The organism is Corallococcus sp. AB049A (genome assembly GCF_003668885.1).
Lineage (GTDB): Bacteria > Myxococcota > Myxococcia > Myxococcales > Myxococcaceae > Corallococcus > Corallococcus interemptor.
Genome location: NZ_RAWL01000074.1, coordinates 1 through 25,827 on the forward strand (window position 1 = coordinate 1; position 25,827 = coordinate 25,827).

Here is a 25,827-nt window from a genome sequence, read left to right on the forward strand (position 1 = left end):
GTGGTAGTGGTGGTGGCGACATGAGCCGCTGACCCTGACGAGTCCAGCGCAGTGGATGGACGAGCCGGGGGCGTGCGATTCGCGTCCTCGGCTCCCCTGCAGGTCGAGCACCGCTTCGGCGCCCGCGCGGGGAGTGGGGCGTGGACAACGTTCCCAGTGGCCCCTCGTCCAAGGCCCCGCCACGGACGGCTGCCTGCCTCCCGGGAGCCGGGCCTGCGCGAGCGAATCGCTTCCCTCGGGTACGGCCTGTGCGTATCACTGGTCTCCGTGCGCACGCCCACCGACCGGTTCCTCCCGCCCCACGCCGACGCTCCCTCCCCACGCGGGCGGGTGGTGATCATCGCGCCCACGCGCGCCGCGTGCGAGACCATCGAGCTGGCGCTCGGGCTGGAGCTGCGCACGTACCTGGAGGAGCACCACGGTGAGCGCCTGCGGGAGCTGGCGCGGAGCGGGCAGGGGTTCGGCATCGTCGCGGGCACCGGCACGGGCAAGACGCTGGCCATCCGCCCCATCGCGGAGGAGCTCGTGGGCCGGCGGCCCCTGCGGGTGACGGTGGTCAACCGCGAGCGGGAGGCCACCGCGGAGACGCCGCTCGCGGACGTGGCCATCGTCACCACCGGCATCGCGCGGCGCTGGTTCCAGGGCGGCGCCATCCGGCGGGAGGACACGCTCATCGTGGATGAGATCCACCAGACCTCCGCGGAGCTGGAGCTGTGCCTGGCCCTGGGCAAGCGCGTGGGCTGCCGCTTCATCTGGCTGTCCGCCACGGTGGATCCGGCCTTCTACGCGCGCTACCTGGACAGCGCGGACGTGCTCCAGGTGTCCAGCTTCGACCCGAGGAAGGCGGCCCGGGTGGAGGTGGAGCGCCGCCAGCCGCTGTCCTTCCTGGACAACGCCTTCCTGCGGGACGTGCTGGGGCAGGGGCGCGGCGTGGGCGTGTTCCTGCCCACGCGCGCGGGCGTGGAGGATGCGGCGGCCCACGTGCGCGCGAACGCGCCGGAGGTGCACGCGGCGCACTACCACGGCGGCGAGCCGCTGCGCGCCATCCGCCCCTTCCTGGAGGGCACCGCGCCGCGGCCCTTCGTGCTCACGATGACGGCCGCGGGCCAGAGCGCGCTCAACGTGCCGGGGCTGGACACGGTCGTCATCGACGACCTGCGCTTCGCGAACGTGGTGGAGGGCGGCCGCAACGTGCTCACCCGCGTGCACCTGGGCAACAACGAGCTCTTGCAGATGGCCGGGCGCGTGCACGGGCGCGTGGAGGGTGGGCGCGTCTTCATCCTGAGCGACAGGCCGCTGAACTTCGCCTCGCTGCGGCCCACCGAGCCGGAGTTCCAGCTCGCGGGAGAACCCGAGCGGGTGGCGCTCACCGCGGCGGCCCTGGGCGTGCGGGTGGACGAGCTGGACCTGCCCGTGCCGCTGGACCGCGATGCCTATCGCCGGGCGCTCGCGAAGCTGCGGGCGCGCAACATCGTGGACGAGGACGGGCGGCTGTCCGCCTACGGCCGCGCGGTGGAGGCCCTGCCCGTGGAGCGCCCGTGGGCGGAGCTCATCGTCAACGCGGAGGACGACCTGCTGCCCTTCCTCGCGGTGTGCAGCGCGGTGGAGTCCCTGCACCGGATGACGCGCGAGGAGCGCAACCTGGAAGGGGTGCTCGTGCCCGGCAGCGACCACCTGACCGCGTACAACCTCTACGCCGAGGCCTTCCGTGAAGCGGGCACGGTGGGCGAGGTGCAGGGGCTGCCGCGCCACGTCTTCGACCCGGAGAAGCTCACGCCGTGGGCCGAGGGGCGCGGCGTGCTGGTGAAGGCGCTGGAGGACGCGGCGCTCGCGACGGCGAGCGTGTACCGGAGCGTGGGGCTGGCGCTCCCCGCGCGCATGCCCTTCGCGAGCCCCGGCGTGTACCAGCGCTTCTGCGACCTGCTCGCGCGCTTCATGCCCTTCGACCTGGTCATCGACGAGCGCACGGCCTGGGGCGAGTCCGCGCGCGTGTCGAAGACGAGCGTGTGCGGCAACCTGGGCGCGGTGGCGGGCGTGCTGCGCTACTTCGCGGACCGCAACGGCGAATCACAGGCCGGCATTGAAGGCACCCAGCTGCCCCAGTCGCTGTTGCGCCGCCATGCCCGCCGTCACTCCGCCGCGCCCGTGTACGACGAGCGCTTCCGCTCGGTCGTGCTCGTCACGCGGCTGGAGTTCTTCGGCTTCGCGCTGGAGCAGGAAGTGGACGTGCTGCGCGCCTGGGGGCCGGAGCACGCGAAGGCGGCCCGCCACGCGCTCGCCGAAGCGCTGGCGCGGGGCGAAGCGCCACACCCCGCGGTGGACCGCCACCGGGTCGCCATCGCCGAGGTGCGTGAGCTGTGGCGGCGCTCGGGAGGCATCACCGCGCCGCTGGGCGAGCCGGAGCTCACCGCGCTCTACGAAGCGCAGCTGGACGGCGTGGACACGCTCGACGACTTCAAGGCGCGCCCGCTGCGGCTGGACCTGGACGCGCTCGTGCCGCCCGCGACGCGGAGGGCGCTCATGGCGCTCCCGGACGCCGTGGAGGTCCGCGAGCAGGAGGTGCCGCTGGAGTACGACGTGGAGGAGCTGACGGACGGCGCCCCGCGCGGCGTGGTGCGGCTGCACCTGCCGGAGAAGCTTGCACGCACGCTGGTGGAGGAGGAGCTGCCGCTGCTCGACCGTCCCCAGCGCTTCAGCGTGGCCCGGGGCCGCCGGGGCGTGCTCCAGGCTCGTTCGCTCCTGGAGCTCCAGGAACTGCTCGACCGGCCCTGGATGCCGGATGAGATCGCCGAGTCCACCCGGGAGCGTCCGCCCCCGGAGCAGGAGCGTGAGCGGGGCGCCCCCTGGCGCGGGGGGCCACGGGGCCACCACGGCAAGGCGCCCAGGAATGGCAGGCGCCCGGGAGGCAGGCGGCGGCGCTGAGCCGCGAAGTCATCTCGCGCGGCGGTCCAGCCACGACCTCAGGGCGCGCACGATGTCCTCCGGTGCGTCCTCCGGAGCATGGTGCCCCGCGCGTCCCAGCGGGACGATCTCCACGGCCGGGAGGTTGTCGCGCGCCCATTCGATGATGTGTGGCGCGTTGAGGCCGGTGTCCCCGAAGGTCAGCAGGAGCACGGGCTTCGCGGACGGCTCGGCGAGCCACGCGTCATAGGCCTTCACCACCGCGACGACGTCGGCGGGCTCACCCTCAATGGGAATCTCGCGCGGCCATTGCAGCACCGGGCGCCTCGACGCCGGGTCGGGGTACGGAGCGAAGTAGACGGCCCGGTCCGCCTCCGCGAGGCCGTGCTGGACACCATTCGCGAAGGACCTGTCGAGGAACGCGTTCTGCTCCAGCACCAGCTTCTCGCCGGCGCCTGGGGTCCGCAGGGCGCGGAACAGCTGTTCGCCCTGGGGAGGCCAGTCGCTCCATTGCATGGGACGCAGGAACGTCTCGAAGACGGCCACGCCCCGCACGCGGTCCGGATGCCGCCGCGCCCAATCCAGGGCCAGCACGCCACCCCAGTCATAGCCAACGAGCACGACGTCCCGCAGGTCGAGCGCCGAGAACCACGCATCGAGGTACTTCGCATGGTCCGCGAACCGGTAGGGGCTGTCCGGCTTGCCCGAATCGCCCATCCCGATGAGGTCCGGCGCGAGGCACCGCCCACGGCCGGCGAGCCCTGGAATGACCTTGCGCCACACGTGCGAGGACGTGGGGTTGCCGTGCAGGAACACGATGGGCGAGCCCGTCCCTGTCTCCCGGTAGGAGATGAACGAGTCGAGGACCTGAAGCCGATGAACCGTGGGCATGGGGGTGCTCCGGGATGGAAGCGGTGGGGAGGCGCGGCAGGCGATGAGCACGCCCGCGGCGAGACAGCCGAGCAGTCTGTGCATGCACCCATGATGGGGAAGGGGAGACCTCGCTGGTAGTGATGGTTCGTGAGGTCTAGGCTCACCAGCCGTGAGCATTTCGATCGCGGCCCTCGACCTCAACCTCCTGCTGGTGCTCCACACCGTCCTCACCGAGCGCAGCGTGGTGCGCGCGGCCGAGCGGCTCCACGTCACGCCGTCCGCCATCAGCAACAGCCTGGCGCGCCTGCGCTCCGTGCTGGGGGACCCCCTGGTCACGCGAAAGGGCCGGGGCATCGTCCCCACGCCGCGCGCGCTCGCGCTCGCCCCCGCCATCGCGCGAGGGCTGCGGGAGCTGGAGTCCGGGCTTCACGAGGCCCCATTCGAGCCGGCGCGCTGCAAGCGAACGTTCACCCTCGCCGTCGCCGACGCGGGGCAGGTCACCTGGGGACCCCGAATCGCTTCCCGGATGGGCCAGGAGATGCCGGACGCGCGCCTCGCCGTGGTCGGCATCGCCTCGCTCGTCGCGTTGGGGGACCTGACCTCGTCCCAGGTCGACCTGCACCTCGGACTCGCCGGGAGGGGCGCGGGCCTGCACGTCGAACCCCTGCTGGACGAGCGCACCGTCCTCGTGGCGCGTGAAGGCCACCCCGCGCTCGCGAAGCGCCTGTCCCCGCGTGCACTCGGCGCGCTCCGGCACGTGAGCGTGGAGATGGTTCCGGGCAAGGGCTTCCGGGACCTCGCCGGCGCCGCGTACGCACGCGCGGGCATCCGCCGGGAGGTCGCGGTGACGGTGCCGTCCTTCCTGACGGCTGCCGCGATGGTGGCGCAGACGGGGCTGGTCACCACGCTGCCGGCGTCACTGCTCGCCGCTCAGGGCACACGCCTGGGTGTGCGCGGCATCAACGCGCCGGTGCCCGCGCACACCGTCAAGCTGGCCCTGTGCTGGCATGACCGCACGCACGCGGACCCGGCGGCGCGCTACTTCCGGGAGCTGGTGCGCCGCGCGGTCCTGGACGCGTGAGCGTGGTGTCCTGTTCGTTGAGCACCATCGCGCCGCTCCGATGGCCTTTTGTGATAGCCGGGCACAAACCCTTGGAGGCGTGATGCTGAATCGGAGTTCCTGGCTGTTGCCCTGTCTTGCCTTGCTGCTGCCCGGATGCATGTCATTGGAGGCGGATGACGCGCCGGAGTCACAACAGCAGGCCCTGCCGGGCTCGGAGGTCATCGACTTCGCCTCCGCGAGCACGCTGGCGAACACGGACGCGTCCGGCAAGAGCGGCGGCATGGCCGTGCTCAAGACGAACAGCGCGAACTGCACGGTGGGCGCGTACGCGGACTGCTATGCGCAGTACATCGAGTTCAGCCCCAGCTACACGGGCTACCTGACCTTCAAGCTCTCAAGCCTCACCCAGGCCGCGCCCACCCCGGCGCAGATCACCCAGCTCCAACTCCTGACGAAGTACCAGGGGCCCGGGACCGCCACGTCCTACTACCAGTGGCAGCTCTACCGGTTCTCGACGTCCAGCTGGGTCACCCTCGCCAACTCGCAGGGGCGCGGTGACTGGGTCTGGACCCCGGCCCTGACGCTCGGCCTGCCGGCCACCGAGGCCGCGTCGAACTTCGTGTCGAGCACGGGCGACATCCGCGCCCGCCTCGTCAAGGGCGCGGGCACGGACGCTGCGCAGCTGGACAGCCTCCGGCTCCAGGTGTCGTGGGACGTCGGTGGTGGTGGTGGTGGTGACCCGACCTGCACGCTGCCGGTGTTCCCCAAGGGCACCACCTGGATGTGGGACCTGGAGCACGCGTCCATCCCCACGAACCTCAACGCCCAGGTCTACGTCGTGGACCTCTTCAACACGACCCCCACGAAGATCCAGGAGTACAAGAACGCCGGCAAGAAGGTGGTCTGCTACTTCAGCGCGGGCACCTTCGAGGACTGGCGGGACGACGTGAACCAGTTCCCGCAGGACACGTACTGCACCCCCGGAGAGAACTGCGCGCAGTCCGTCCACATCCTGGGCGACTGGTGCACCAGCGGCGGCGGCTGTGAATGGTGGCTGGATCACCGCAAGCCCGCGGTGCGCACGGTGATGACGTCGCGCATGCAGCTGGCGAAGGACAAGGGCTGCGACGCGGTGGAGCCGGACAACGTGGACGGCTACTCGCACGACGATGAAATCAATTGCACCGACCAGGCCTGCTGGGGCCTCACGGCGGCGAACCAGCTGGACTACAACCGCTGGCTGGCCACCACCGCCCACTCTCTGTGCCTGGGCATCGCGCTCAAGAATGACGTGGACCAGGTCTCGGCGCTCGCGGACGCCTTCGACTTCGCCATCAACGAGCAGTGCCAGAAGTACAACGAGTGCGGCGTCTACAAGACGGCCTTCACGAACAACAACAAGGCGGTCTTCAACGCCGAGTACCGCAAGGACTCCGGCGGAGTGACCACCGGCTGGACGTCCTGCACGGGCACCGGCGCGACCTGCGCCTGCGGTGAGAGCGGCTTTGCCCAGGGCGACCTGCGCACCCTGGTCTTCACCACCGCGTCGGTCCGGTACGACAACCTCCAGTTCACCTGCTGGTAGCGCGAAGCGGGCCGGGGTGTCTTCGCGCCCCGGCCCCTTCACTCAGTACGACACGGTGGCCCGGTAGGCGAAGTGGTCCGAGCCGTACTTCTCCAGCCGCTCCGCGGGGCCGGTGCCGATGCCGCGCTTCACGTAGATCTGATCAATGGGCACGCCGTCCACGCCCGCCGTGTTCAGGTGGTTCATCCCGGGGATGTCCTGGGACAGCGCGCGGTTGAAGTCCCCCAGCAGGACGACGGGCAGGTCGCGGGCCAGCAGGTCCGCGACGACTTCACGCACCACGGCGTTGTGCGTCCGCCAGCGCTCCTGGCGCTCCGGGTGCTCGCCGTTCCAGGCGCCGGAGATGTAGTGGGTGTTGACGAAGGCCAGCTTCGCGCCGGTCTCCTTGTTCTTCAGCACCACCCAGTTCACGAAGCGCGCCGGCGTCACGCCCTCCTGGCCTTCGTGCGTCATCCGGGAGCCATCCCCGGTCTTCTCGAACTTGTTCCTGCGCCAGGAGATGGCGATGGAGTTGCGCGCGGCCAGCCGCTCCGCGCCGGGCCGGAAGTGGTCGTAGTACTCCAGCGCATCCAGCTTGGAGTGGCCCTCCGCGGTGCTCACCTCCTGCCAGCCGATGATGTCCGCGAGCGGCCGCGTGTTCCCCTGGCCAACCCAGATGTTGTGCGTCGCGACCGTGACCGTCGTGGCGGCGAGCGCCGTGGCCTCCTCCGAAGAGGTGGAGGGCAGAAGCCCCAGGGAGAGCAGCAGGCTGAGGACAGCGGAGGACAGGAGCTTGAGCATGGGTCCCTCGGAAGCCACGCCAGGTGATTCCTGGCGTGGCCTGGAGAGACTAGCTAAACCTGTATTCGCTGAAAATGCGGCCCCTAGCCGAGGATGAAGTCCCTGGGGCGCAGCGGCTCCGGCTGCGGCTCGCCCAGGGACTCCCGCATGTTGATCTCCGCCGTGCGCGACATCGCGAGCAGGGGCAGATCGTTGGGCGCCTCTCCGAAGGGCTCCTCCAGCTCCTCGCTGAGGAGGTCCAGCCCGAAGAAGGTGTAGGCAATCATCGCCGTGAGCACCGGCGTGAACCAGCCCATCGACTCGGCGAGCCCGAACGGCAGCATCAGGCAGAAGAGGTAGGCCGTGCGGTGCAGGAGCACCGTGTACGCGAAGGGCAGGGGCGTGAGGCGGATGCGCTCGCAGGCCGTGAAGATGCTCATCATGGAGTGCACCCGGTCATTCAGGGCGCTCCAGGTGATGTCGGTGAGCCGGCCTTCACGGAGCAGGCGGGCCAGCTCCACCTGGTGCTCGCGCAGCAGGGCATTGGGGCGGTTGTTGCTGCCCAGGACGCGCGCGCGTTCTGCCTCCTCCAGCTCGCGGCCGATGATCTCTCCGGCGTCCTGTCCACGCAGGTGCGCGGCGAGCGCGTAGGGGAAGGCGATGGTGCGGTGAATCAGCCGCCGGGCCGCCTGCCGCCCCGCGACGGGTAGCTCGGCGCGCCCGTCGTCCAGCAGCGCGATGGCCGCGTGGGTGAAGGCGCGCACCTCGATGATGAGCGCGCCCCACTGCTTCCGGCCCTCCCACCACCGGTCGTAACAGGCGTTGTTCCGGAACCCGAGAAAGATGGAAAGCGCGATGCCGAGCAGCGACAGGGGCGCGGGCGACGTCACGGAGAGCCGCAGGTGGCCCAGCTTGAGCGTCAGGACGACCAGCGAGGCGAGCGCCGCGACACCCAGCACGTGGGGGAGGACGCGCGGCAGGATGGTGCCGCGCACGACGAACAGCAGTTTGAAGAAGCCAGGGCGGGGACGGACGATCACGGCCGTGTCCAGTGCCCCAAATCCCAGCGCGCCGCAAGCGCGCGGGCTGTGTTGGGAGGGCGTGAATATTTTCGCGGTCAGTGCGTGAAGACGATGCGGCGGCGAGAACGGCCTTCGTTCCACCCGCGCCCAACCCACATCACTCCAGGATTCCCCATGAACCGCATCGTCCGTGCCGTGCTCGTTTCGTCCCTGTTCGTTTCGTCCGCCAGCTTCGCGCAGGACGCGGAGATCAACATGCAGGTGGACATCGATGACGCGGACATGCCCAACGCGCGCATCAAGATGAAGACGACGACGACGGAGAACGGCGAGGAGACCACCACCGTGAAGGTGCGCGGCGGCGGCGCCCGGATGGACGTCCGCATGACGGGCGGCACCATGGAGACGGAGAGCCGCCACACGGAGACCTACGGGGAGACCCGGCGCGAGCCCCGCATGGAGCGCCGGCAGGAGCCGCGCGCGGAGATGCCCGCCGAGCCCGCGTTCCGCGACTGTGGCACGCCTTCGGACGAGGGCTGCACGATGCGGCGGGATGGGCAGTTCGCGATGGACGCGACGACCTGGCGCGGCTTCTACCAGTCGCTCAAGAGCGAGAGCAACGAGATCGTCCGCCAGGAGAAGGCGGAGAAGATGCTCAAGCGCGTCTACCTGACGGCGGCGCAGTTCGGCCTGGTGCTGGACCTGTTCAACAATGAGATCACCCGCCTGGAGGTGGCGAAGGAAGCCGCGCCGCACGTGGTGAATCCGCAGCACGCGCTGGGCTTCTCCTCCAAGTGGAAGAACTCCATCAGCGGCAGCGAGTACACCGACATCATCACCCAGTAATTCCTGTCGCCGTCTAGACTGCCTCCCTCCTGGAGGCAGAATGCACCCGAAGAGACTTCACCGGTTCCCCGCGTCCCCGTTGCTCTCCCTGGCGGCGGGTGTCGCGTTGGTGTTCGCCGCGGGCTGTTCCAGCGATGAGGGCGTGGACGTCCCCAATCCGCTGACCAACCCCAAGGACGGACCTCCGGCCGGCAACCCGAACGCGGAGGCCACGTGCACCATCCCCGCGGAGGCGGGCCTCGCGGACGTGTCGCGGCCCACGACCGTCGTCGGGACGGGGACTCCGGCCAGCTGCACCTCGGACGCGTTCGTCAACGCGGTGGCGAAGGGTGGGGTCATCACCTTCGACTGCGGCCCGGAGCCCGTCGTCATCACGCTGGACAAGACGGCGAAGGTCTTCAACGACAAGGGGCCGGAGATCGTCATCGACGGCAAGGGGCTGGTGACGCTCAGCGGGGCGGGCAAGCACCGCATCCTCTACATGAACACCTGTGATCAGGCGCAGGTGTGGACGACCTCTCACTGCCAGGACCAGGACCACCCCCGGCTGACGCTGCAGAACCTCACCTTCGTGGACGCCAGCTCCAAGAGCGAGAAGGAGTTCGACGGGGGCGGAGCGGTCTGGGTGCGCGGCGGGCGGGTGAAGGTCATCAACTCCCGCTTCTTCAACAACGTCTGCGCGGACACCGGGCCTGACGTCGGTGGCGCCGCGCTGCGGGTGTTTGATCAGTACGACGACCAGCCCGTCTACGTGGTGAACACGACCTTCGGAGGCAAGGAGGGCTACGGCGGGGTCTGCTCCAACGGCGGTGGCATCAGCAGCATCGGCGTGTCGTGGACCGTCATCAACAGCCTCTTCTCCCACAACCGGGCCATCGGCAACGGCGCCAACCCCGCGCAGCCGGGCACGCCAGGTGGTGGCAGCGGCGGGGCCATCTACAACGACGGCAATCAGATGACGCTGTCGCTGTGTGGCACGCGCATCGAGCACAACGAGGTCAACGCCCACGGCAGCGCCATCTTCTTCGTGAGCAATGACCACTCGGGGGACATCCGCATCGACCGCTCGGTCATCCAGAACAACAAGGGCGGCTCCTGGTACGTGACCTATCCGCAGATCTCCAACCACTCGGACACGCCCATCCGCGTCACGAACTCCACGATCGAGTAGGGGCCGCCCTGGTCGCGGGTCCACGTATCTCGGTATGTTCCGCCCCGGTCTGTGTATCCGGCCGGGGGGACTCATGACGGAACGACGTGAGTGGGCATTCGGAGCGCATCGGGTGCATCTGGAGGCGCCCGATGTCTTCAGCGCCTGCAGATCGCGAGCGCCAAGGCCGTCGCCTTCGCGCTCTACCTCACGGGACGGCTGAAGGGGGACGTCGAGTTCGTCACGAGCGGGCAGGCCGCGCGCGAGCTCATTGAGCGCAAGCGGGCGAAGGCCGCGGGGCGTTAGCGGCACTCCAGCCCTGGGGGTCACGGTGGAGTGGGTCGCTCAGGAGCGCGCCGGCGCCCAGAGCGCGCTGTGGGCCTCCGGCGCGTCCGGGGACTCCTCCGCCGTGTAGAAGTAGGCCGCGACCGTGGCGCGGCCCCGGTCCTCGGGACACGCCAGCGCGGCGGGGTGGCCGTGCCAGTGGGTGTCGCCGTGCGCCATCACGACCAGCCGGTCCAGCACCGGAGCGATGCGGGCCTCGCAGCGGGAGAGGTCGGCGTTCCACAGCTCCAGGTCACCGCCCCAGGCGGGCTCCCAGCCCGGGTTCAGGTAGTACAGGACTGTCAGCCGCCGTGAGAGCGCGCGGGTGCGGTCGCGGTTGAAGTCCGCGTGGAGCGCCAGGTGGCCACCGCGCAGCGTGAGGTGCAGCCCGGCGCCGCGGAAGTGAGGATCCGGGATGAGCCCCTTGATGCCGGTCAGCGTCTCCAGGAAGTCGAGGAACGCCATGCCGGAGAGCTCCGCGAGCAGGTGCCGGAGCGCGCCGTGCACGCCTTCGAAGGCCTTGCGCTGAAGCTGTCCCAGCCGCGCCGCCTGCTCCGGATGATCGCGGCGCATCCACGGTGCACCGGTCGCGCCCGGGAAGACGCCGGCCAGCTGCGTCGCCAGCCGCTCCCCCAGCAAGCCATCGATGACGACGTGCGGATGGGGCCGGGCTCCGCCGTAGGTGTCGCGACGCGCCAACGCCAGGGAACGGAGCGCCGTCCGGTTGAGGAAGAAGCTCGGGCCCAGCAATGGGCCCTCTTCGACGGTTGCTACGCTCACGGGACCTCTTCCGCTTGGGGTTTCCAGCCGTGGATGATGCCATGCGCGCGCGAACCCGACAGGAGCCCTCATGGCGACGAAGACCCGAGTCCCGCAGACCATCGATGCCTACCTGGCGGGAGTGCCTGACCCGGCGGCGAAGAAGACGCTGACCGCGCTGCGCGCGCAGCTGAAGAAGCTGCTCCCCAAGGCCACCGAGTCCATCAGCTACCAGATGCCCACCTTCAAGGTGGATGGGAGCGCCGTGGCGGGCTTCGCGTTCTTCAAGCACCACTGCGGCTACTACCCCTTCAGCGGCAGCGTCGTGCCGGCGCTGGCGGCGGAGCTGGACGGCTACGTCACGTCGAAGAGCGGCGTCACCTTCCCGCCGGACCAGCCGCTCCCGGCGAAGCTGGTGAAGAAGCTGGTGCAGACACGGCTCGCGGAGATTGGAACGCGCGCGAAGAAGCTCGCGGCCGCGAAGAAGACGCTCATCACCGAACGCATCACGGACGCCGCCGTGAAGGAGGCCACCGGTCATGACTGGAAGGCCTGGATGCGGGTGCTGGACAAGGCGGGGGCGGCCGGGCTGCCGCACAAGCAGCTCGTCACGCTGGTGGGCCGGGACGTCGAGTCCGGTTGGTGGCGCCAGTCCATCGCGGTCGCGTACGAGCAGGCCCGGGGCAAGCGGGTGGTGGGCGAGACCGCCACCACGGGCTTCCAGGTGGGCGTGGTGCGCACGCTGCCCATGACCGCGCCCCAGCTGTGGACGTGGCTCACGACCCAGCCCGAGCGCTGGCTGGGGCCGGGCGCGACGTTGAACGCGGAGGTCGGAGGAAGCTACGTAGCGCCCAAGCGTCGCGGGAACCCCGGCGTGCGCGGAGAGATTCGGGTGGTGAAGCCCGGGAAGCGTCTGCGCATGACCTGGCAGCCGGACGGCTGGACGAAGCCGGCCACGTTGCAGCTCACGGTGATGCCCAAGGCGAAGGGCGCCTCCCTGCACGTGCACATGGAGAAGCTCCCGGACGCGGACGTCCGGGAGGCCATGCGGGAGCGCTGGTCAAAGGTCCTCGCCCAGGCGTTCTAGGCGGAACTCCTTCTCCAGGAGCGCCGCCGCGCGGGCGGCTCCCGCCTCCGCTCGCAGCTCCTTCCGGAGGGCCGCGAGCCGGGTGGCGACGGCCGGATCCTCCGTGAGCTGAAGCAGGGCGGAGCGCAGCGCGTCGGGCGTGGCGTCCTCCGTGTCGAGCCGCCGCGCGACACCGAGCGCCACGAGCTGGTCGGCGTTGGAGAACTGATCCGTCGACTGGGGCACGGCGATCATGGGCAACCCGCAGTACAGGCCCTCCTGCGAGCCGCCCATGCCCGCGTGGGTGACGAACGCATCGGCCTGCTCGAGCACCGCCAGCTGCGGCACCCAGCGGTGGACCTCGACGTTGTCTGGGATTGCGCCCAGCTCCTCCAGCGCCACGTGCTTGCCGATCTGCAGCACCACGTGCCAGCCGGGAAGCCCTCCAAAGGCAGCGAGGCACGCACGGTAGAAGCCGGCCTGGTTCGTGAAAGTCGAGCCGAGCGACACCAGCACCACCTTCCGCGCGCCGGGGGGACGCTGCCATGAGCCCTGTTCCGAGCGGTCTCCGAAGCACGGCCCCACGAAGGTGAAGCGCTTGCCGTCCACCCGGTCCGCCTGGGGCTGGAGCGCGCGCGGGATGAGCACCAGGCCGCGCGGCGGCTTCCCCACGAAGCGCATGGCGTCCGTCTCCGCCACGCCGCACTCCTGGAGCCAGGCGGAGTAGCGCTGGTAGTGCGCCACGGCGCGAGGGTCGGTGCGCAGCATCTCCACCAGCTCGGCCATGTCCTGCTCGTAGCCCTCCCAGGCGACGGAGGAGGGGGAGAGCTGCACCGCGGGGATGCCCCAGTTCTCTCCCAGGATTCGCGCCGTGGAGCAGCCGATGTCGTAGAGGAAGAGATCCGGCCGGTCGTGCTCATACGCCGCGCGCAGCTGCGGAAGCATGGCCATGGCGTCATCCAGGAACATGTCCAGCTGTCCCACCAGGTCGTCCGGCCAGCGCGTCTGCGTCACCCCCTCTTGGGGAAGCAGCGAGCGGTAGGGGCGAAGCTCCGCGCCCGTGCGGGCGATGGGCTCCGCGAAGGCCGCGTCGTTGGCGTACGTCACCCGGTGGCCTCGGGACACCAGCTCCCGGATGAGCTCCAGGCTCGGGTTGACGTGTCCATGGGCGGGGATGCTGACCATCGCGATGTGGGCACGACGAGACATGGCGCTCTCCGGGTAGCGGGAAGCGAGACGGACCGTCTCGTTTCGTCACAATCCGCCGGGCGGGGAGGGATGTCAAGACGAGACGTGTCGTCTCGTTTCGAGGCTTGGTAGGCTGAGCGCCCATGGTAGACCCCAAGACGCCGGAACCGACCCGCCGCAGTGAGCGCTCCCGCCAGGCCATCCTCACGGCCGCCGTCGAGCTCGTGGGAGAGGTGGGCTACGCGCGGCTGTCGGTGGAAGCGATCGCGGCGCGGGCGGGGGTGGGCAAGCAGACCATCTACCGGTGGTGGCCCTCCAAGGGCGCGGTGGTGCTGGACGCCTTCGTGGAGCTGAGCGGCGGCAGCCAACCCGTGGCGCTGCCGGACACCGGCAACCTCAAGGCCGACCTGCGGGAGGTGCTGCGCGCCACGGTGAAGGAGCTCACGGATCCGCGCTTCGAATTGCCCTCGCGGGCGCTCACCGCCGAGTCCCAGATGGACCCCGCGCTGTCCCAGCAGTTCGTGGAGGCCGTGCTGCGGCCCCACCTGAAGGCGCTCCAGGAGCGGCTGCGTTCCGCGCAGCGCGCGGGCCAGGTCGCGAAGGGCGTGGACCTGGACGTCGCGGTGGAGCTGTTCGTCGGGCCGCTCTTCCACCGGTGGCTGCTTCGCACCGCGCCCCTCACCAGCGCGTACGCGGACACCGTGGCGGACCTGGCCATCGCCGCGCTGCGGCCTACCGCCCGGGCAGGGGCGCCGCGCTGAGGGCCGGAGCCTTCCTGGGGGAGAAGCGCTGACGGTAGTAGCGCGTCCACACGTTCAGCCCCACCACGCCCACCACCGTGGGCCCCAGGAAGATGGCGAGCTGCAGGCCCTCGATGCCCACGTGCCGGGCGTTCACGACGAGGGAGGCGGTGATGGTGCCGATGCCCGAGGCCACCATGGCGCCCATGTGCTGGAACCACCAGTGCATCCGCTCCTGGGGCGGCCGCATCCAGTACCAGAGCCCCGTCACGCCGGAGAGGATGCCCACCGGCGCGAAGCCCCACAGGAGCGGCACGCCCATCCGCAGGCCATACGCCTCCGTGAAGAGCCCCATGCACAACAGCAGCGTGGACAGGCCCACGTCCAACGGGTGCGTGCTCGCCCCGGTGCGCGCCTTCGTCCGGATGACCCGCACGCCCATGGACGCGGAGGCCGCGCTCAGCACGGCGATGTAGATGAAGAAGAGGTCCATGGGCTGCTCGCCCGGGGCCTGGATGAAGCGCCAGCCGGAGATGGCCAGCGCGGAGATGGCCGCGGAGATCATCGCGCCCACGTAGACCTGGCCCACGCGCCGGTGCAGGGTGCCTCCCTTGCGCGCCACCAGGGGAAGCCAGAGCGAGATGAAGGCGATGATCCCCGAAGCGATATGGAGCCAGCGGGCGAAGAGATAGAGCGACACGGATGCCTCCGATGTGCTGCGAGTCCGAGAAGCACCGTACGCGCCGGCGCATGTGTCTCCATCTGGCGGAAGTCATACGGCCCGCATGTGACTTCCGGCACATGGTCCCCAGGCCCCGGGTGGCCTAGGGTCCGGCGCCATGTCCGCGCGGTCCTTCGTGGCGAAGCCCGCCAACACCCATCGCATGCTGCTCGTCGCCGGGATGCTGACCTGGGCCGTGGTCGGCTTCGCGCACGTCGAGGACCTGGCGCGTGAGCCCTCGCGGTGGCTGGCGCCGGACACGCTGCTCTGGGCCCTGTCGCTCCTCACCTTCGGCGGGTCCTTCTGGTTGCAGACGCGGGTGCAGGGCCGGGGCGAGCTGCCGCTGCTCGCGGCGCAGACGCTGTCGGCGCTCGTCTGCCTGGCCACGGGGGGAAGCGGGCTGGACGGCGCGCTGCTCGCCATCACCGCCGGGCAGGTGCCGGAGATCCTCCCCCAGCGCCGGGCGCTGGCGTGGGTGGGCGTCCAGGTACTGGGCATGCTCGTCGTGTTCGCCCTCCAGCGCCCGCTCGTGCAGGCCCTGGTGCAGACGCTCATCTACACCGGCTTCCAGGGCTTCACGTTCGGCACGGCCCTGGTGATGGTCCGCGAGGCCGAGGCCCGCCGCGAGCTGGCCCGCGTCCACGCGGAGCTCCAGGCCACCCAGGTGCTGCTGGCCACGCGGGAGCGCGAGGGCGAACGGCTGCGCATCTCCCGCGAGCTGCACGACTCCGTGGGGCACCACCTCACCGCGCTCAGCCTCAACCTGGAGGCCGCCGCGTACACCGCGAAGGACCCGGCCGTCGCGGAACACCTGCGCCGTGCGCGCGAGGCCGCCCGCACGCTCCTGTCCGAGGTGCGGCGCACCGTGACGGAGCTGCGCGAAGCGCCCATGCCGCTGTTGCCCTCGCTGCGCGCGCTCGCGGAAGGAGCCCCCGGGCTCGCCGTCCACCTGGACGTCCCCGGCGAGCTGGCCCTGGAGTCCTCCGAGGCGGCGCACTCGCTGTTCCGCTGCGTGCAGGAGGTCCTGACCAATACGCTGCGCCACGCCCGGGCCCGGAACCTGTGGATTGTCATTGCCCCCACGGAGGACGGCGGGGTGCGGGTGCAGGCGCGGGACGACGGCAGCGGCGCGGCGCGAGTGGCGCCCGGCGCGGGGCTCACCGGCATGCGGGAGCGCTTCACCCGGCTGGGCGGCCGCGTGGAGTGGCGCGCGGCGGCGGGGCAGGGCCTGGAGCTGGAGGCGTGGCTGCCGGCCACGCGGGAGCGGGAGGTGGGGACGTGAACACGGTGCGCCTGGTGCTCGCGGATGATCACGCCCTGGTGCGCCAGGGCCTGCGCAGCCTGCTGGAGCTGACGCCGGACCTGCGGGTGGTGGGCGAGGCCTCGGACGGCGAGGAGGCGCTGCGCAAGGTCGCGGAGCTTCAGCCGGACGTCGTGCTCATGGACGTGCGCATGCCGCGCATGACGGGGCTGGAGGCCCTGCGCGCGCTGCGACGCACGGACGCGGGGCGGCGCGTGGTGCTGCTCACGACCTTCGACGAGGACGCCGTCCTCATCGAGGCCCTGCGCCTGGGCGTGCAGGGCTTCCTCCTCAAGGACGTGTCGTTGGAGGAGCTGGCGGAGGCCATCCGGCGCGTCGCCTCCGGACAGACGCTGCTGCCGCCGGGCGTGGCGGAGCGCGTGGCGCGCGGCGTGACGGAGCTGCCCCGGGACTTCCCCCACGCGGACCTGCCGGAGGGGCTGACCCGCCGCGAGGTGGAGGTGCTGCGCCTCATCGCGCGGGGCCTGAGCAACCGGGAGATCGCCGACGCGCTGGGGACCGCGGAGGGCACGGTGAAGAACCAGACCTCCAGCATCCTCTCCAAGCTGGGCGTGAGGGACCGCACCCGCGCCGTGCTGCGCGCCATGGAGCTGGGCTGCCTGTAGGCCCGCGGGGCCGTGTCTCGACTATCGAACCGCTTCCGGCGGGAGCGGCCGGTGCTGGACGTTCCGTCTGTCCAGCCGCGGATGTCACACCCGAGAGGAAGCAGGCGTCCGGGGCATGTCTCCGTCCGGTCCTGGAAGCACGGCCGTTGCCTGGGGGGCATTGGGAGGGTCCGGTCGCGCCCATACCCTTGCGGGCCACATCGACCTGAAGCGAGGACCCCCGATGTCAAACCCCCGCTGCTCGTGCCGCTCTCGTTGGATCCATGTCCCGGTCGTGATGCTCGCTTTTCTGCTGTGCGGTGCATGTGAAGTCTCAGGACGGATTGAAGACCCTGAAGCGATGGCCTTCCCCGTGGATCCGGCTCATTCGCCCGACACGGATGCCGTTCCCTATACGCCCCCCGCGCTGCCTCCGACGCCCGCGGGGCTCCGGCCCGTCACGACCTGGGAGGGGATGTTCGTGGAGGAGTGGGGACGGGAGCACATGCAGACCTTCCTGCCCTGGAGCAACTCGCGCGACAGCTGGGACTTCTACAACCTGGCCTATGGCCTGGACGCCAACACGGCGATGTACCGGGCCACCGGGAAGCGCGCGTACCTGGACCGGGCCCTGCTCTACGCCAACAACCTGATGGCCTCCGCCCGGGTCTCCTCGTCGCTGCCCAACAGCCAGTTCAAGGACGGGTATCTGGGCTGGACCTCGTCCCTGTCGTCCCCGGCCGGGCAGGAGGTGCCGCTCTATGAGAGCTATTGCTGGCGCTACGTGACTCGCATGCTGCGCGTCATCCGCGAGACGCCGGACCTCTACGCCACGTACACCTACCGCAGGCAGTACGACCGGCTGCTGGCCTTCTCCGAAAAGAACATCTTCGAGAAGTGGTACGTGCGCGGCGCGAACGACTTCGTCTACCGCAACCGCACGCACATGGCCGCGCACTGGGCCTTCATCGCCATGGACCTGTCGCGCATGACCAACAACCCGGACAACAAGGCCCGCTACCTGGAGGTCTTCGACAAAATCAACCGCGGCATGCCGAACTTCCCGTCCTCGCTGCGCTCGAAGCTGGCGCCCAATCCGGACCACCCGACGGCGTGGTTCTGGAACGACAAGTGGGACACCAACGCCCAGCCCGGCCAGGACGTGGCGCACGCCAACAACGTGGTGGCCTACATCGTCGAGGCCCACGACGCGGGCATGGAGTGGACGGACGCGGACATCCGCCGGTTCGTCGCGACGCTCAACACCGTCATCTGGCCCTCGGCCAGGGTGTATTCCGATTACGTGGATGGCACCGGGGTGGGGGACGGCTGGTTCAACGACGGGCTGATGAAGCTGGGCCGCTACGACGTCAACCTCCAGCGCCGGCTGGAGCAGCACCGCGTGGGGCAGAACAGCCAGTTCTTCGCCAACGGCGCGCTCAACGTCCGGCTGCTGTCGGAGCAGGCCGCGCAGTAGCGGCCGGGAACAGGCGGACCGCCAGGGCCGCCAGCGAGGACGCCGTCGCCAGCAGCGTCACCGCCATCCATCCCCAGCGGGCGAGCACCAGGCTGCCGCCCGCCGCGCCGATGGACATGCCGATGAAGACGCAGACGAACAGCACCGCGTTGAGCCGGCTGCGGGCGGCGGGCTCGATGCCGAAGACGAGCGTCTGGTGCGCCACGAGGGTGATCTGCGCCCCCAGGTCGAAGCCGACGGCGCTGGCGCCAATCAGCCACAGCCGGTGGTGCGGCTCCAGCCACGGGGCCGCGAACATCGTGGCGAAGGAGACGACGGTCAGCCCGGCACCCAGCCGCGTGACGACCTCCGGCCCGAAGCGATCCGCGATGCGGCCCGCCACCGGCGCACCCAACGCCCCCGCCGCGCCCGCCAGACCGAAGGCACCGGCGGCCGCGCTGCCCAGGTGGAACGGCGCGCCGTGCAGCATCACGGCGAGCGTGGACCAGAACGCGCTGAAGCCAATGGAGATGAACGCCTGCGCCAGCGCGGCCCGGCGCAGGGCGCCATACCGCGTCCACAGGCTGACGAGCGACTTGAGCAGCGCGCCATAGGAGAGCGTGTTGGACGGGTGGAAGCGGGGCAGGCCGCGCCACGCCGCCACGCCCACGAGCGCCACGCTGGCGGCGGCGACCTGGAACATGGCGCGCCAGCCGAAGTGCTCGGCGACCACGCCGCTGATGACGCGGGACAGGAGGATGCCCAGCAGCAGCCCCGTCATCACCGAACCCACCACCTTGCCGCGCTCGTGCTCCGCGGCCAGGGTCGCGGCGGCGGGGACGATGTCCTGGGCCAGCGTCGCCGTCAGGCCGACGACGAAGCTCACGCCCAACAGCAGCGTGATGCCCGGGGCGAAGCCGCCCAGCAGCAGCGCCACGCTCAGCAGGGCGGCCTTGATGACGATGATGCGGCGCCGGTCGAACCGGTCACCCAGGGGCGTGAGCAGCAGGATGCCCAGCGCGTAGCCCAGCTGCGTGAGCATGGGCACCAGGCCCACCGCGGTGTCGGAGGCTCCCAGGCTGGCCCCCATCACCCCCAGCATCGGCTGGCTGTAATAGATGGACGCCACCGACAGGCCGGCGCTCGCGGCCAGCAGCAGGCGCAGGCCGTGCGACAGCGGCGCCGGGGAGGTGGTGGCCGAAGCGGGGAGGGCGGTTCCATGTACGGCGCGAATGAAGGACATGACGTTCACCTCGGTTGATGCGCGATGAGGTGACAGTGCTCCAGAGAGGAGGCCCACGGTAGACGCGTGAGTCGTACAGCGGTTATACGCCGTGCGTATGCCCCGTCCGTCGAAGCCATCCCGGAGGCGCGCGCCCCCTCTCAAGAGCCCCGCGCCCGCCAGTACCGACCGCCTGGAGCTGATGCAGACGTTCCTGCGCATCGTGGATGCCGGGAGCCTGTCCTCCGCCGCCGCGCAGCTGGGCACCACGCAGCCCACGGTGAGCCGCCGCCTCCAGGCGCTCGAGCGCTCGCTGGGACTGCGGCTGCTCCAGCGCTCCACCCACGCCATGAAGCTCACGGAGGACGGCGCGCGCTGCTACGAACGGGCGAAGGAGCTGCTGGCCAGCTGGGAGTCCTTCGAGTCCGACCTGCGCGGCGCGGGCGACGAGCCCGAGGGCACGCTGCGCGTCGTGGTGCCGCACGCGTTCGGCCAGGAGCTGCTGGTGGAGCTCCTGAGGGAGTACCTGGACCGCCACGCGCGGGTCTCCGTGGAGTGGCTGCTGCACGACCGGGCGGTGGACTTCATCGCCGACGGCATCGACTGCGCCATCCACGTCGGTGAGGTGCAGGACCCCAGCGTGGTGGCCATCCGGGTGGCGGAGGTGCCGCGCATCGTCGTGGCCGCGCCGTCGGTGCTGAAGGGCGGGCCCCCACCGTCGCATCCGGACGCGCTGGCGAGGCTGCCCTGGTTGTCGCTGCGCACGTTCTATCGCGGCGAGCTCTCGCTGACCCACGTGACCACCGGCGAGGTGCAGCGCATCGTCTTCCAGCCGCGCGTGAGCACGGACAGCCTCTACGCCATGCGCAGCGCCGCGGTGAAGGGGCTGGGCATCGGCGTGGGTTCGACGTGGGTGCTCCGGGACGACCTCCAGCGCGGCCGGCTCGTGCACCTGGTGCCCGAGTGGCGGGCGGCACCGCTGCCCATGTTCCTGCTCTACCCGGCCGCGAGGTTCCATCCCGCGCGGCTGCGCCGGTTCGTGGAGCTGATGCGGGAGCGGATCCCCGCGGCCCTCTCAGAAGAGACACGCACCTGATTTAATTCGAGTTAATCACACGCTTTCCTCGAGTGCGTGGACACTGCCGCTCAAGGTCGACGCACGACCATTGGGGGGGGGCGATTTCCGCCCGAGAGGAACCACATGAAAGCCGAACATTTCGTCCGCCGGTGGGCAGGGATTGCCCTGGTGGCAGGACTGGGGGCCTGCCAGCCGCTGGAGGATGCACCCGAGACGGACGCAGCACTGATGGAGCAATCCCAGTCGCAGGTGTCCTCGAACGTCATGCGCCAGCGCTCGGACCTCATCAAGGCGGTGCTGGCGGCGGATCCCCGGGTGGACAACCCGCTGCTCTGGGCGGGCATCGCCAATACCGAGACGGGGATGGCCCACTGTTACGGCGAGCACGCCCCGGACCAGTGTCCCGGGCCGTACTCGGCGGACTGCAACGGTCCGGTCCTGGCCGGCTACTGGGATGACTACTGCAATGGCGCCCAGGAGGGCGGCCTGGGGATGTTCCAGTTCGACCGGGGCACCTATTCCCAGACGCTGGCGCACTATGGAAACACCGTCCTGAGCGTCCAGGGAAACATGACGACGGCGGTGCAGTTCGTCATCGATGGGGCCTGGAACTCCGATTACACGCCGTACTTCGCGACGAAGCAGGACCTGTACAACTGGATCAACAGCATCCGTGTGGGGGGCACGGGCTGGGACCTGTGGCTGGGCTTCCTCGCCAACACCTACAACGGCGCGGCGTGGGGCTCCAGCAAGTGGGCCGCCATCAAGGCCCAGTACGACAGCGGGACCCGCGCCATGCTCAACCTCTACGGTGAGAGCTATTGGTACGGCACCACTCCGCCGCCTCCGCCTCCGCCCGGGAACTGCGCCCCGGAGGGTGGCCTGTTCTGCGGGAACAACGGCGTGCCGGGGGACCCGAACTTCCTGTACGTGTGCAAGGGCGGCATCCCCGTGGTGAAGCAGGTGTGCGCCAATGGTTGCAACCGCGCGCCCGCGGGCCAGGCGGACTCGTGCCTGTCCGGGAGCAGCGCGCCGAAGACGTGCTCCTGCGCCAACGGCCGCTACAAGAACGGCAACCTCATTCCGCAATCCCTGACCTACTGCGGCTTCCGCACCTGTGGCTCGGACAACCTGCTGTACGAGTGCGGGACGGGCAACCAGTGGGTGAACACGACCGTTGCGTGCGGCGGTTCCTGCGCCTGCGCGAACGGCGCGCACCTCAATGGCACTGTCATCAACGCGTCCGACACGTCGTGCCACATGGAGGTGTGCGGCGGCGGAAACACCTTCTACGAGTGCGTGGGGACGTCCTGGTCCGCGGTCGCGGGCTCCACCTGCCGGATGAATTGAAGAAAGAGACCCGACATGAACAGCCATTCTTTGCGTCAAGCGGCCTGCGCCCTGCTGGTGCTGGGATTGTCCGCGTGCAGCGGAGCGGACCTGGACACCTCCCCTGGCGATGAGGACGTCTCCCAGATGGAGCAGGCGGTGACCTGCGCCTGCTCCGGCGGGCAGTACCACAATGGAACGGCCATTCCGGTGAGCGCCACCTACTGCGGCTTCCGCGTCTGTGGCGTGGGGAACGTCAACTTCGAGTGCACGTCGAGCGGCTGGGTCTCGGTGGCCGGTTCGACCTGTGGCGCGGGCCAGTGCCGCTGTTCGGGCGGCTCGGATGATCAGGGGCGCGCCATCGACCCCAACATCACCGAGTGCGGCTTCCGCGTCTGCGGCGGCGACAAGCAGTTCTACACCTGTGGCACGGGCGGCTGGACGTCCACGGGCATCGCGTGCAGCTCGACGGGCACCACGACGGGCAACCCGCTGTGTCTGGCGAGCCAGCCTGGCGCGTACTGCGGCAATGACAGCATGTCCAACGCCGTGGCTTCGACGCTGTATCAGTGCCCGGGCGCGAACCAGGCGCCCACGTCAGCGCAGGCATGCCCCAACGGCTGCGTGGTGGCTCCGGCGGGGACGGCGGACTACTGCGCGTCCGTGGGGGGCAATGGCTACCGGCTGCCCTGGCCGCGCGCCAACAGCATGTACCTGACGCAGGACTGCAATGACTCCTGCTGTGTGGACCACGTGGGGGCGGACAAGTACGCGTGGGACTTCGCCACGTCGCCGAGCGTGGGCTTCCCGGTGGTCGCGGCGCGAGGCGGGACCGTGACGCACCTCAAGATGAACAGCGTGTCCGGCTGCAACTCCAACGCTTGCGTGAACCAGGCCAACTTCATCGTCGTTGACCATGGCGATGGCACGCACGCCACCTATCTGCACCTCAAGGGCGGCTCGCTCGCGGCGGGGGTGACGTGCGGAGGGAGCGTGGTGCGGGGGCAGCGGCTGGCCACCGCGGGCAGCACGGGGTGGTCCAGCGCGGACCACCTGCACTTCGAGGTGAGCCGTGTGCATCCGGGCGCCCCCACGTGCGAGTGCGGCACCACGGGGCAGGGGTGCTCCGCGAACACCGTGCCCTGGGCCAACTTCTGGCCGAACAGCACGTACCCGACCGTGGCCATCCAGTTCGAGGAGTGGTCGACGGCCAGTTCGTGCGGCAACCGCCGGCAGCTGATGCCCGCGTCGCTCAACTAGAGCGCCGGGCTCAACCGCGCGGCGATTGGCAGGTGGTCGGAGGGCTCCTGTTCGGAGGGCATGGGTGTCAACGCCTCCAGCAGGGGCAGCCGGTCCGGCCAGGCCCGCAGCGCGCGGGAGTGGAAGAGGAAGTCGATGGCCTTGGGGATGCCGTTCGCGTTGCAGGTCGGCTGGTGCCGTCCCGCGTAGGCATCGAGCAGTCCAGCCGCTTCGAAGGCCTGGACCAGCGGCTCCCCGGGCCGTGCGTTGAAGTCGCCGCAGACGATCCACAGGGGCTCCGGATCCTTCCGGAGCACTTCGGTGATGAGCTCGGTGGCCTGCTGCATGCCCTGGTGTTGCTCCACCGGCCTGTCGGGCCGGTCCCAGCGCAGGTGCGTGCAGGCGACGCGCAGCCGCGAGCCGCCGACGTCGAAGTCCACGATCAGCGCCAGGTGTCCGGAGACGCGCCCGTCCTCCAGCCGGTCGTTGAAATGGTGGACCCGGTGGCCCGTGCTTCGCTCCAGCAGGTGGAACACCGCGCAGCCATCCGGGCGGCCTTGTTGTTTCTGGGCCATCACCCCCACGTAGCCCCGCGGCGCCAGCGCCTTCTCCAGCGCGGCGAAGCTGTCGGGCTCCACCTCCTGAAGACAGACGATGTCCGCGTCCAGGCCCACGATGCGTTGGGCCAATGGCGCGTGACGGCTTCGCGGCCGGAGCAGGTCCGCGGGCGTGTGCGGGAACCACCCGGGCTTGATGTAGGCGTCCGCGAGGACGTTGTACGAGGCGATTCGCAGGTCCACCGTCATGGGACCATGCTGTCACGATCCGGGTGACGTAGAGTGCCCGCGCGATGGACGCCCCCGACGATGCGCGAACCCCCCGCGCCTCCGGACGAAGAGGGGCGCGCTTGAAGGACCGAGCCATGAGCGACACCCCCGCGAGCGCGGGCCTGGAACGAAGTGCCTCTCCCCGCGCGTCGTGGCTTGCACGGCCGGTGACCGCGGTGCTCGGCCTGGGCGTCATCCTGCTGGTGCTGCGCGGAAGCGCCCTGCCAGAGCCCGTGCCCGCCTCCGCCCCCGCTGAGCGCTTCTCCGCCGCGCGCGCCCGGGAGCACCTGCGCTTCATCGGCGCGGAGCCCCACGCCCTTGGGACGCCCAGGCACGCGGCGGTGCGCGACTACCTGGAAGCACGCCTGCGCGACCTGGGCGCGGAGGTCCAGCTCCAGCGCGAGGCCGTCTTCGCTCCCGCCCAGGGCATTCCCCGGCCCGCCGCGAACGTGGAGAACGTCATCGGGCGGCTGCGCGCGAAGGACGGCGCGAAGGGCACCACGGTGATGCTGGTGGCCCACTACGACTCCGTGCCCACGGGGCCGGGCGCCTCCGACAACGGGGCCGCCGTCGCGTCCATCCTGGAGGTGGCCCGGGCGCTCCAGCAGGGCCCCGCGCTCGCGGGCGACGTGCTGATCCTCTTCACGGACGCGGAGGAGCAGCACCTGCTGGGCAGCACCGCCTTCGCGTCCAACCACCCGTGGGCGCGTGAGTCCGGCGTGGTCCTCAACGTGGACGCGCGCGGCAACGCGGGGCCGCTCCTGATGTTCGAGGTCTCCCCGGGCGGCGGCTGGCTCGTGCGCAGGCTGGGCGAGGAGGCCCCGGACATCGGCGCCGGTTCGCTCTTCACCGCCGTTTATCAGCGCATGAAGAACGCCACGGACTTCACGGCGCTGCGGCAGGGCGGCTGGCAGGGCTTGAACTTCGCCAACGTGGAGGGCACGCAGGCCTACCACTCGCGCAAGGAGACCGTGGACGCGGTCTCCGACGGGCTCCTCCAGCAGCAGGGCGACACGCTGCTCGCGCTCACGCGGCGCATCTCCCGCGAGCCGTCCGTGCCGGAGGGCGAGGAGCTCATCTTCTTCAACGCCGGTCCGCTGCGCGTCCACTACCCGCGGGCCTGGGCCGTCCCGCTGGCGGTCTTCTGGACGGGGCTGTTCCTCTTCGCGCTCTTCCGCGCCCGCCAGCGCAAGCAGCTGCGCCTGTGGGCCGTGCTGCGGGAGGCGGCGGTGCTGCTGGTGGTGGGCTTCCTGGCCAGCAGCCTCGCGCGCCTCGCGTGGCCGTTGCTCAAGGCGCTCCAGCCCGCGTTCCGCGCCCTCAGCCGTTCCGAGACGCAGGACAACGCGCGCTTCTTCCTCGCGGTGGTGCTGTGGGTGATGGCGGTGATGGGCGTGGGGCTGTTCCTCCGCCGCCGCGCGCCGGTGATGGAGCTGGCGGCGGGCGGATGCGTGCCATGGGCCGTGGTCAGCCTGGCCATCAGCATCGTGTTGCCGGGCGCGAGCGCGCTGTTCCTCTGGCCCCTGGCCGGCATGGTCCTGCTGCTGCTGTGGCTGAGCGGTCGCGCGACGCAGCCGCTCACCCCGTGGCACGTGCCGCTGTGGGGACTGGCGGCGCTGCCGCTCCTGCTGTTGCTGCCGGACGTGCTGGCCACGTTCTTCACCGTGCTGCCGCTGGAGCGGGCCGCGGTGCCGTCCGACCTGCTGATGCTCGCCATCTGCCTGCTCGCGCCCGGCTGGTTGTGGCTGGCGGGCCGGGGGCTGCCGTGGGCTTCGGG

Annotated in this window: 23 protein-coding genes; 15 read left to right on the forward strand and 8 right to left on the reverse strand. The window is 70.4% G+C overall.

What is annotated here, in order from left to right; translation table 11 throughout:
* Positions 1-333: 333 nt before the first annotated feature.
* Positions 334-2,922, forward strand: a complete 2,589-nt coding sequence (locus D7X55_RS10965) for a DEAD/DEAH box helicase (RefSeq protein ID WP_306437723.1) — start codon at positions 334-336, stop codon at positions 2,920-2,922.
* A 9-nt stretch (positions 2,923-2,931) separates the two neighbouring features.
* Here D7X55_RS10965 and D7X55_RS10970 read toward each other — a convergent pair whose 3' ends face one another.
* Positions 2,932-3,792 carry a haloalkane dehalogenase gene (locus D7X55_RS10970; protein WP_121723027.1) on the reverse strand — a complete coding sequence of 287 codons (861 nt, stop codon included), beginning with the start codon at positions 3,790-3,792 and terminating at the stop codon, positions 2,932-2,934.
* Positions 3,793-3,943: 151 nt separating this feature from the next.
* Here D7X55_RS10970 and D7X55_RS10975 point away from each other — a divergent pair, with 151 nt between their 5' ends.
* Together D7X55_RS10975 and D7X55_RS10980 are read left to right on the forward strand one after the other, a co-directional pair.
* Positions 3,944-4,855, forward strand: coding sequence for a LysR family transcriptional regulator (locus D7X55_RS10975; RefSeq protein ID WP_121723028.1), 912 nt, complete (start codon positions 3,944-3,946; stop codon positions 4,853-4,855).
* A gap of 82 nt (positions 4,856-4,937) precedes the next feature.
* Positions 4,938-6,422, forward strand: coding sequence for an endo alpha-1,4 polygalactosaminidase (locus tag D7X55_RS10980; RefSeq protein ID WP_158626356.1), 1,485 nt, complete (start codon positions 4,938-4,940; stop codon positions 6,420-6,422).
* A gap of 42 nt (positions 6,423-6,464) precedes the next feature.
* On the opposite strand, the gene D7X55_RS10985 is transcribed toward D7X55_RS10980, so the two are convergent.
* Complete coding sequence (locus D7X55_RS10985) at positions 6,465-7,220, reverse strand: endonuclease/exonuclease/phosphatase family protein (RefSeq protein ID WP_233609782.1); 756 nt, start codon at positions 7,218-7,220, stop codon at positions 6,465-6,467.
* A 65-nt stretch (positions 7,221-7,285) separates the two neighbouring features.
* On the reverse strand, positions 7,286-8,221 hold the full coding sequence (locus D7X55_RS10990) for a bestrophin family protein (RefSeq protein ID WP_121723030.1): 936 nt from the start codon (positions 8,219-8,221) through the stop codon (positions 7,286-7,288).
* A 156-nt stretch (positions 8,222-8,377) separates the two neighbouring features.
* Here D7X55_RS10990 and D7X55_RS10995 point away from each other — a divergent pair, with 156 nt between their 5' ends.
* The 3 genes from D7X55_RS10995 to D7X55_RS11005 all read left to right on the forward strand — a co-directional run bounded on the left by D7X55_RS10995 (position 8,378) and on the right by D7X55_RS11005 (position 10,505).
* A complete protein-coding gene (locus tag D7X55_RS10995; protein ID WP_120548522.1) occupies positions 8,378-9,049 on the forward strand; it encodes a DUF4476 domain-containing protein in 672 nt (223 codons plus the stop codon).
* Between the two features lie 40 nt (positions 9,050-9,089).
* Positions 9,090-10,220: a hypothetical protein gene (locus tag D7X55_RS11000; protein WP_120548521.1), complete on the forward strand. Its 1,131-nt coding sequence runs from the start codon at positions 9,090-9,092 to the stop codon at positions 10,218-10,220.
* A gap of 90 nt (positions 10,221-10,310) precedes the next feature.
* Positions 10,311-10,505: a hypothetical protein gene (locus tag D7X55_RS11005; protein WP_120548520.1), complete on the forward strand. Its 195-nt coding sequence runs from the start codon at positions 10,311-10,313 to the stop codon at positions 10,503-10,505.
* A 39-nt stretch (positions 10,506-10,544) separates the two neighbouring features.
* On the opposite strand, the gene D7X55_RS11010 is transcribed toward D7X55_RS11005, so the two are convergent.
* Entirely contained in the window at positions 10,545-11,303 is a 759-nt protein-coding gene (locus D7X55_RS11010) for a 2OG-Fe(II) oxygenase (RefSeq protein ID WP_120548519.1), read from the reverse strand.
* 70 nt (positions 11,304-11,373) lie between these two features.
* Here D7X55_RS11010 and D7X55_RS11015 point away from each other — a divergent pair, with 70 nt between their 5' ends.
* Positions 11,374-12,369: a DUF1801 domain-containing protein gene (locus tag D7X55_RS11015; RefSeq protein WP_120548518.1), complete on the forward strand. Its 996-nt coding sequence runs from the start codon at positions 11,374-11,376 to the stop codon at positions 12,367-12,369.
* Here the strand turns inward: D7X55_RS11015 and D7X55_RS11020 are convergent.
* Entirely contained in the window at positions 12,343-13,557 is a 1,215-nt protein-coding gene (locus tag D7X55_RS11020) for a macrolide family glycosyltransferase (RefSeq protein WP_120548517.1), read from the reverse strand. The genes D7X55_RS11015 and D7X55_RS11020 overlap by 27 nt on opposite strands.
* 122 nt (positions 13,558-13,679) lie before the next feature.
* Between D7X55_RS11020 and D7X55_RS11025 the strand changes: the two genes are divergently transcribed.
* Positions 13,680-14,297 (forward strand): TetR/AcrR family transcriptional regulator, encoded by a 618-nt coding sequence (locus D7X55_RS11025; protein ID WP_121723031.1) that lies wholly within the window; start codon positions 13,680-13,682, stop codon positions 14,295-14,297.
* Here D7X55_RS11025 and D7X55_RS11030 read toward each other — a convergent pair.
* On the reverse strand, positions 14,269-14,976 hold the full coding sequence (locus tag D7X55_RS11030) for a DUF2306 domain-containing protein (RefSeq protein WP_120548515.1): 708 nt from the start codon (positions 14,974-14,976) through the stop codon (positions 14,269-14,271). The two genes, D7X55_RS11025 and D7X55_RS11030, sit on opposite strands and share 29 nt — an antisense overlap.
* A 139-nt stretch (positions 14,977-15,115) precedes the next feature.
* On the opposite strand from D7X55_RS11030, the gene D7X55_RS45490 reads away from it, so the two are divergent.
* The 3 genes from D7X55_RS45490 to D7X55_RS11045 all read left to right on the forward strand — a co-directional run bounded on the left by D7X55_RS45490 (position 15,116) and on the right by D7X55_RS11045 (position 18,379).
* On the forward strand, positions 15,116-16,279 hold the full coding sequence (locus D7X55_RS45490) for a sensor histidine kinase (protein WP_121723032.1): 1,164 nt from the start codon (positions 15,116-15,118) through the stop codon (positions 16,277-16,279).
* Entirely contained in the window at positions 16,276-16,923 is a 648-nt protein-coding gene (locus D7X55_RS11040) for a response regulator transcription factor (protein ID WP_121723039.1), read from the forward strand. Before D7X55_RS45490 ends, D7X55_RS11040 begins: the two co-directional genes overlap by 4 nt.
* A 340-nt stretch (positions 16,924-17,263) precedes the next feature.
* A complete protein-coding gene (locus D7X55_RS11045) occupies positions 17,264-18,379 on the forward strand; it encodes a hypothetical protein (RefSeq protein WP_233609783.1) in 1,116 nt (371 codons plus the stop codon).
* On the opposite strand, the gene D7X55_RS11050 is transcribed toward D7X55_RS11045, so the two are convergent.
* Positions 18,342-19,601: an MFS transporter gene (locus tag D7X55_RS11050; RefSeq protein ID WP_121723040.1), complete on the reverse strand. Its 1,260-nt coding sequence runs from the start codon at positions 19,599-19,601 to the stop codon at positions 18,342-18,344. The genes D7X55_RS11045 and D7X55_RS11050 overlap by 38 nt on opposite strands.
* 181 nt (positions 19,602-19,782) lie before the next feature.
* On the opposite strand from D7X55_RS11050, the gene D7X55_RS11055 reads away from it, so the two are divergent.
* The 3 genes from D7X55_RS11055 to D7X55_RS11065 all read left to right on the forward strand — a co-directional run bounded on the left by D7X55_RS11055 (position 19,783) and on the right by D7X55_RS11065 (position 23,247).
* Positions 19,783-20,676 carry a LysR family transcriptional regulator gene (locus D7X55_RS11055; protein WP_233609784.1) on the forward strand — a complete coding sequence of 298 codons (894 nt, stop codon included), beginning with the start codon at positions 19,783-19,785 and terminating at the stop codon, positions 20,674-20,676.
* Between the two features lie 105 nt (positions 20,677-20,781).
* On the forward strand, positions 20,782-22,008 hold the full coding sequence (locus D7X55_RS11060) for a hypothetical protein (protein WP_147470079.1): 1,227 nt from the start codon (positions 20,782-20,784) through the stop codon (positions 22,006-22,008).
* A 15-nt stretch (positions 22,009-22,023) separates the two neighbouring features.
* Entirely contained in the window at positions 22,024-23,247 is a 1,224-nt protein-coding gene (locus D7X55_RS11065) for a M23 family metallopeptidase (RefSeq protein ID WP_121723036.1), read from the forward strand.
* On the opposite strand, the gene D7X55_RS11070 is transcribed toward D7X55_RS11065, so the two are convergent.
* Complete coding sequence (locus D7X55_RS11070; RefSeq protein WP_121723037.1) at positions 23,244-24,032, reverse strand: endonuclease/exonuclease/phosphatase family protein; 789 nt, start codon at positions 24,030-24,032, stop codon at positions 23,244-23,246. The genes D7X55_RS11065 and D7X55_RS11070 overlap by 4 nt on opposite strands.
* 116 nt (positions 24,033-24,148) lie before the next feature.
* Between D7X55_RS11070 and D7X55_RS11075 the strand changes: the two genes are divergently transcribed.
* Positions 24,149-25,827, forward strand: a 1,679-nt coding sequence (locus D7X55_RS11075) for a M20/M25/M40 family metallo-hydrolase (protein ID WP_147470080.1), incomplete at its 3' end; no start/stop codon positions are given.

Excerpts from the sequence above, each read along its gene's own strand:
- D7X55_RS10970 (WP_121723027.1), bottom strand. The coding sequence starts at position 3,792 with ATGCCCACGGTTCATCGGCTTCAGGTCCTCGACTCGTTCATCTCCTAC.
- D7X55_RS10980 (WP_158626356.1), top strand. The coding sequence starts at position 4,938 with ATGCTGAATCGGAGTTCCTGGCTGTTGCCCTGTCTTGCCTTGCTGCTG.
- D7X55_RS10995 (WP_120548522.1), top strand. The coding sequence starts at position 8,378 with ATGAACCGCATCGTCCGTGCCGTGCTCGTTTCGTCCCTGTTCGTTTCG.
- D7X55_RS11000 (WP_120548521.1), top strand. The coding sequence starts at position 9,090 with ATGCACCCGAAGAGACTTCACCGGTTCCCCGCGTCCCCGTTGCTCTCC.
- D7X55_RS11015 (WP_120548518.1), top strand. The coding sequence starts at position 11,374 with ATGGCGACGAAGACCCGAGTCCCGCAGACCATCGATGCCTACCTGGCG.
- D7X55_RS11020 (WP_120548517.1), bottom strand. The coding sequence starts at position 13,557 with ATGTCTCGTCGTGCCCACATCGCGATGGTCAGCATCCCCGCCCATGGA.
- D7X55_RS11025 (WP_121723031.1), top strand. The coding sequence starts at position 13,680 with ATGGTAGACCCCAAGACGCCGGAACCGACCCGCCGCAGTGAGCGCTCC.
- D7X55_RS45490 (WP_121723032.1), top strand. The coding sequence starts at position 15,116 with ATGTCCGCGCGGTCCTTCGTGGCGAAGCCCGCCAACACCCATCGCATG.
- D7X55_RS11045 (WP_233609783.1), top strand. The coding sequence starts at position 17,264 with ATGGCCTTCCCCGTGGATCCGGCTCATTCGCCCGACACGGATGCCGTT.
- D7X55_RS11050 (WP_121723040.1), bottom strand. The coding sequence starts at position 19,601 with ATGTCCTTCATTCGCGCCGTACATGGAACCGCCCTCCCCGCTTCGGCC.
- D7X55_RS11055 (WP_233609784.1), top strand. The coding sequence starts at position 19,783 with ATGCAGACGTTCCTGCGCATCGTGGATGCCGGGAGCCTGTCCTCCGCC.
- D7X55_RS11060 (WP_147470079.1), top strand. The coding sequence starts at position 20,782 with ATGAAAGCCGAACATTTCGTCCGCCGGTGGGCAGGGATTGCCCTGGTG.
- D7X55_RS11065 (WP_121723036.1), top strand. The coding sequence starts at position 22,024 with ATGAACAGCCATTCTTTGCGTCAAGCGGCCTGCGCCCTGCTGGTGCTG.
- D7X55_RS11070 (WP_121723037.1), bottom strand. The coding sequence starts at position 24,032 with ATGACGGTGGACCTGCGAATCGCCTCGTACAACGTCCTCGCGGACGCC.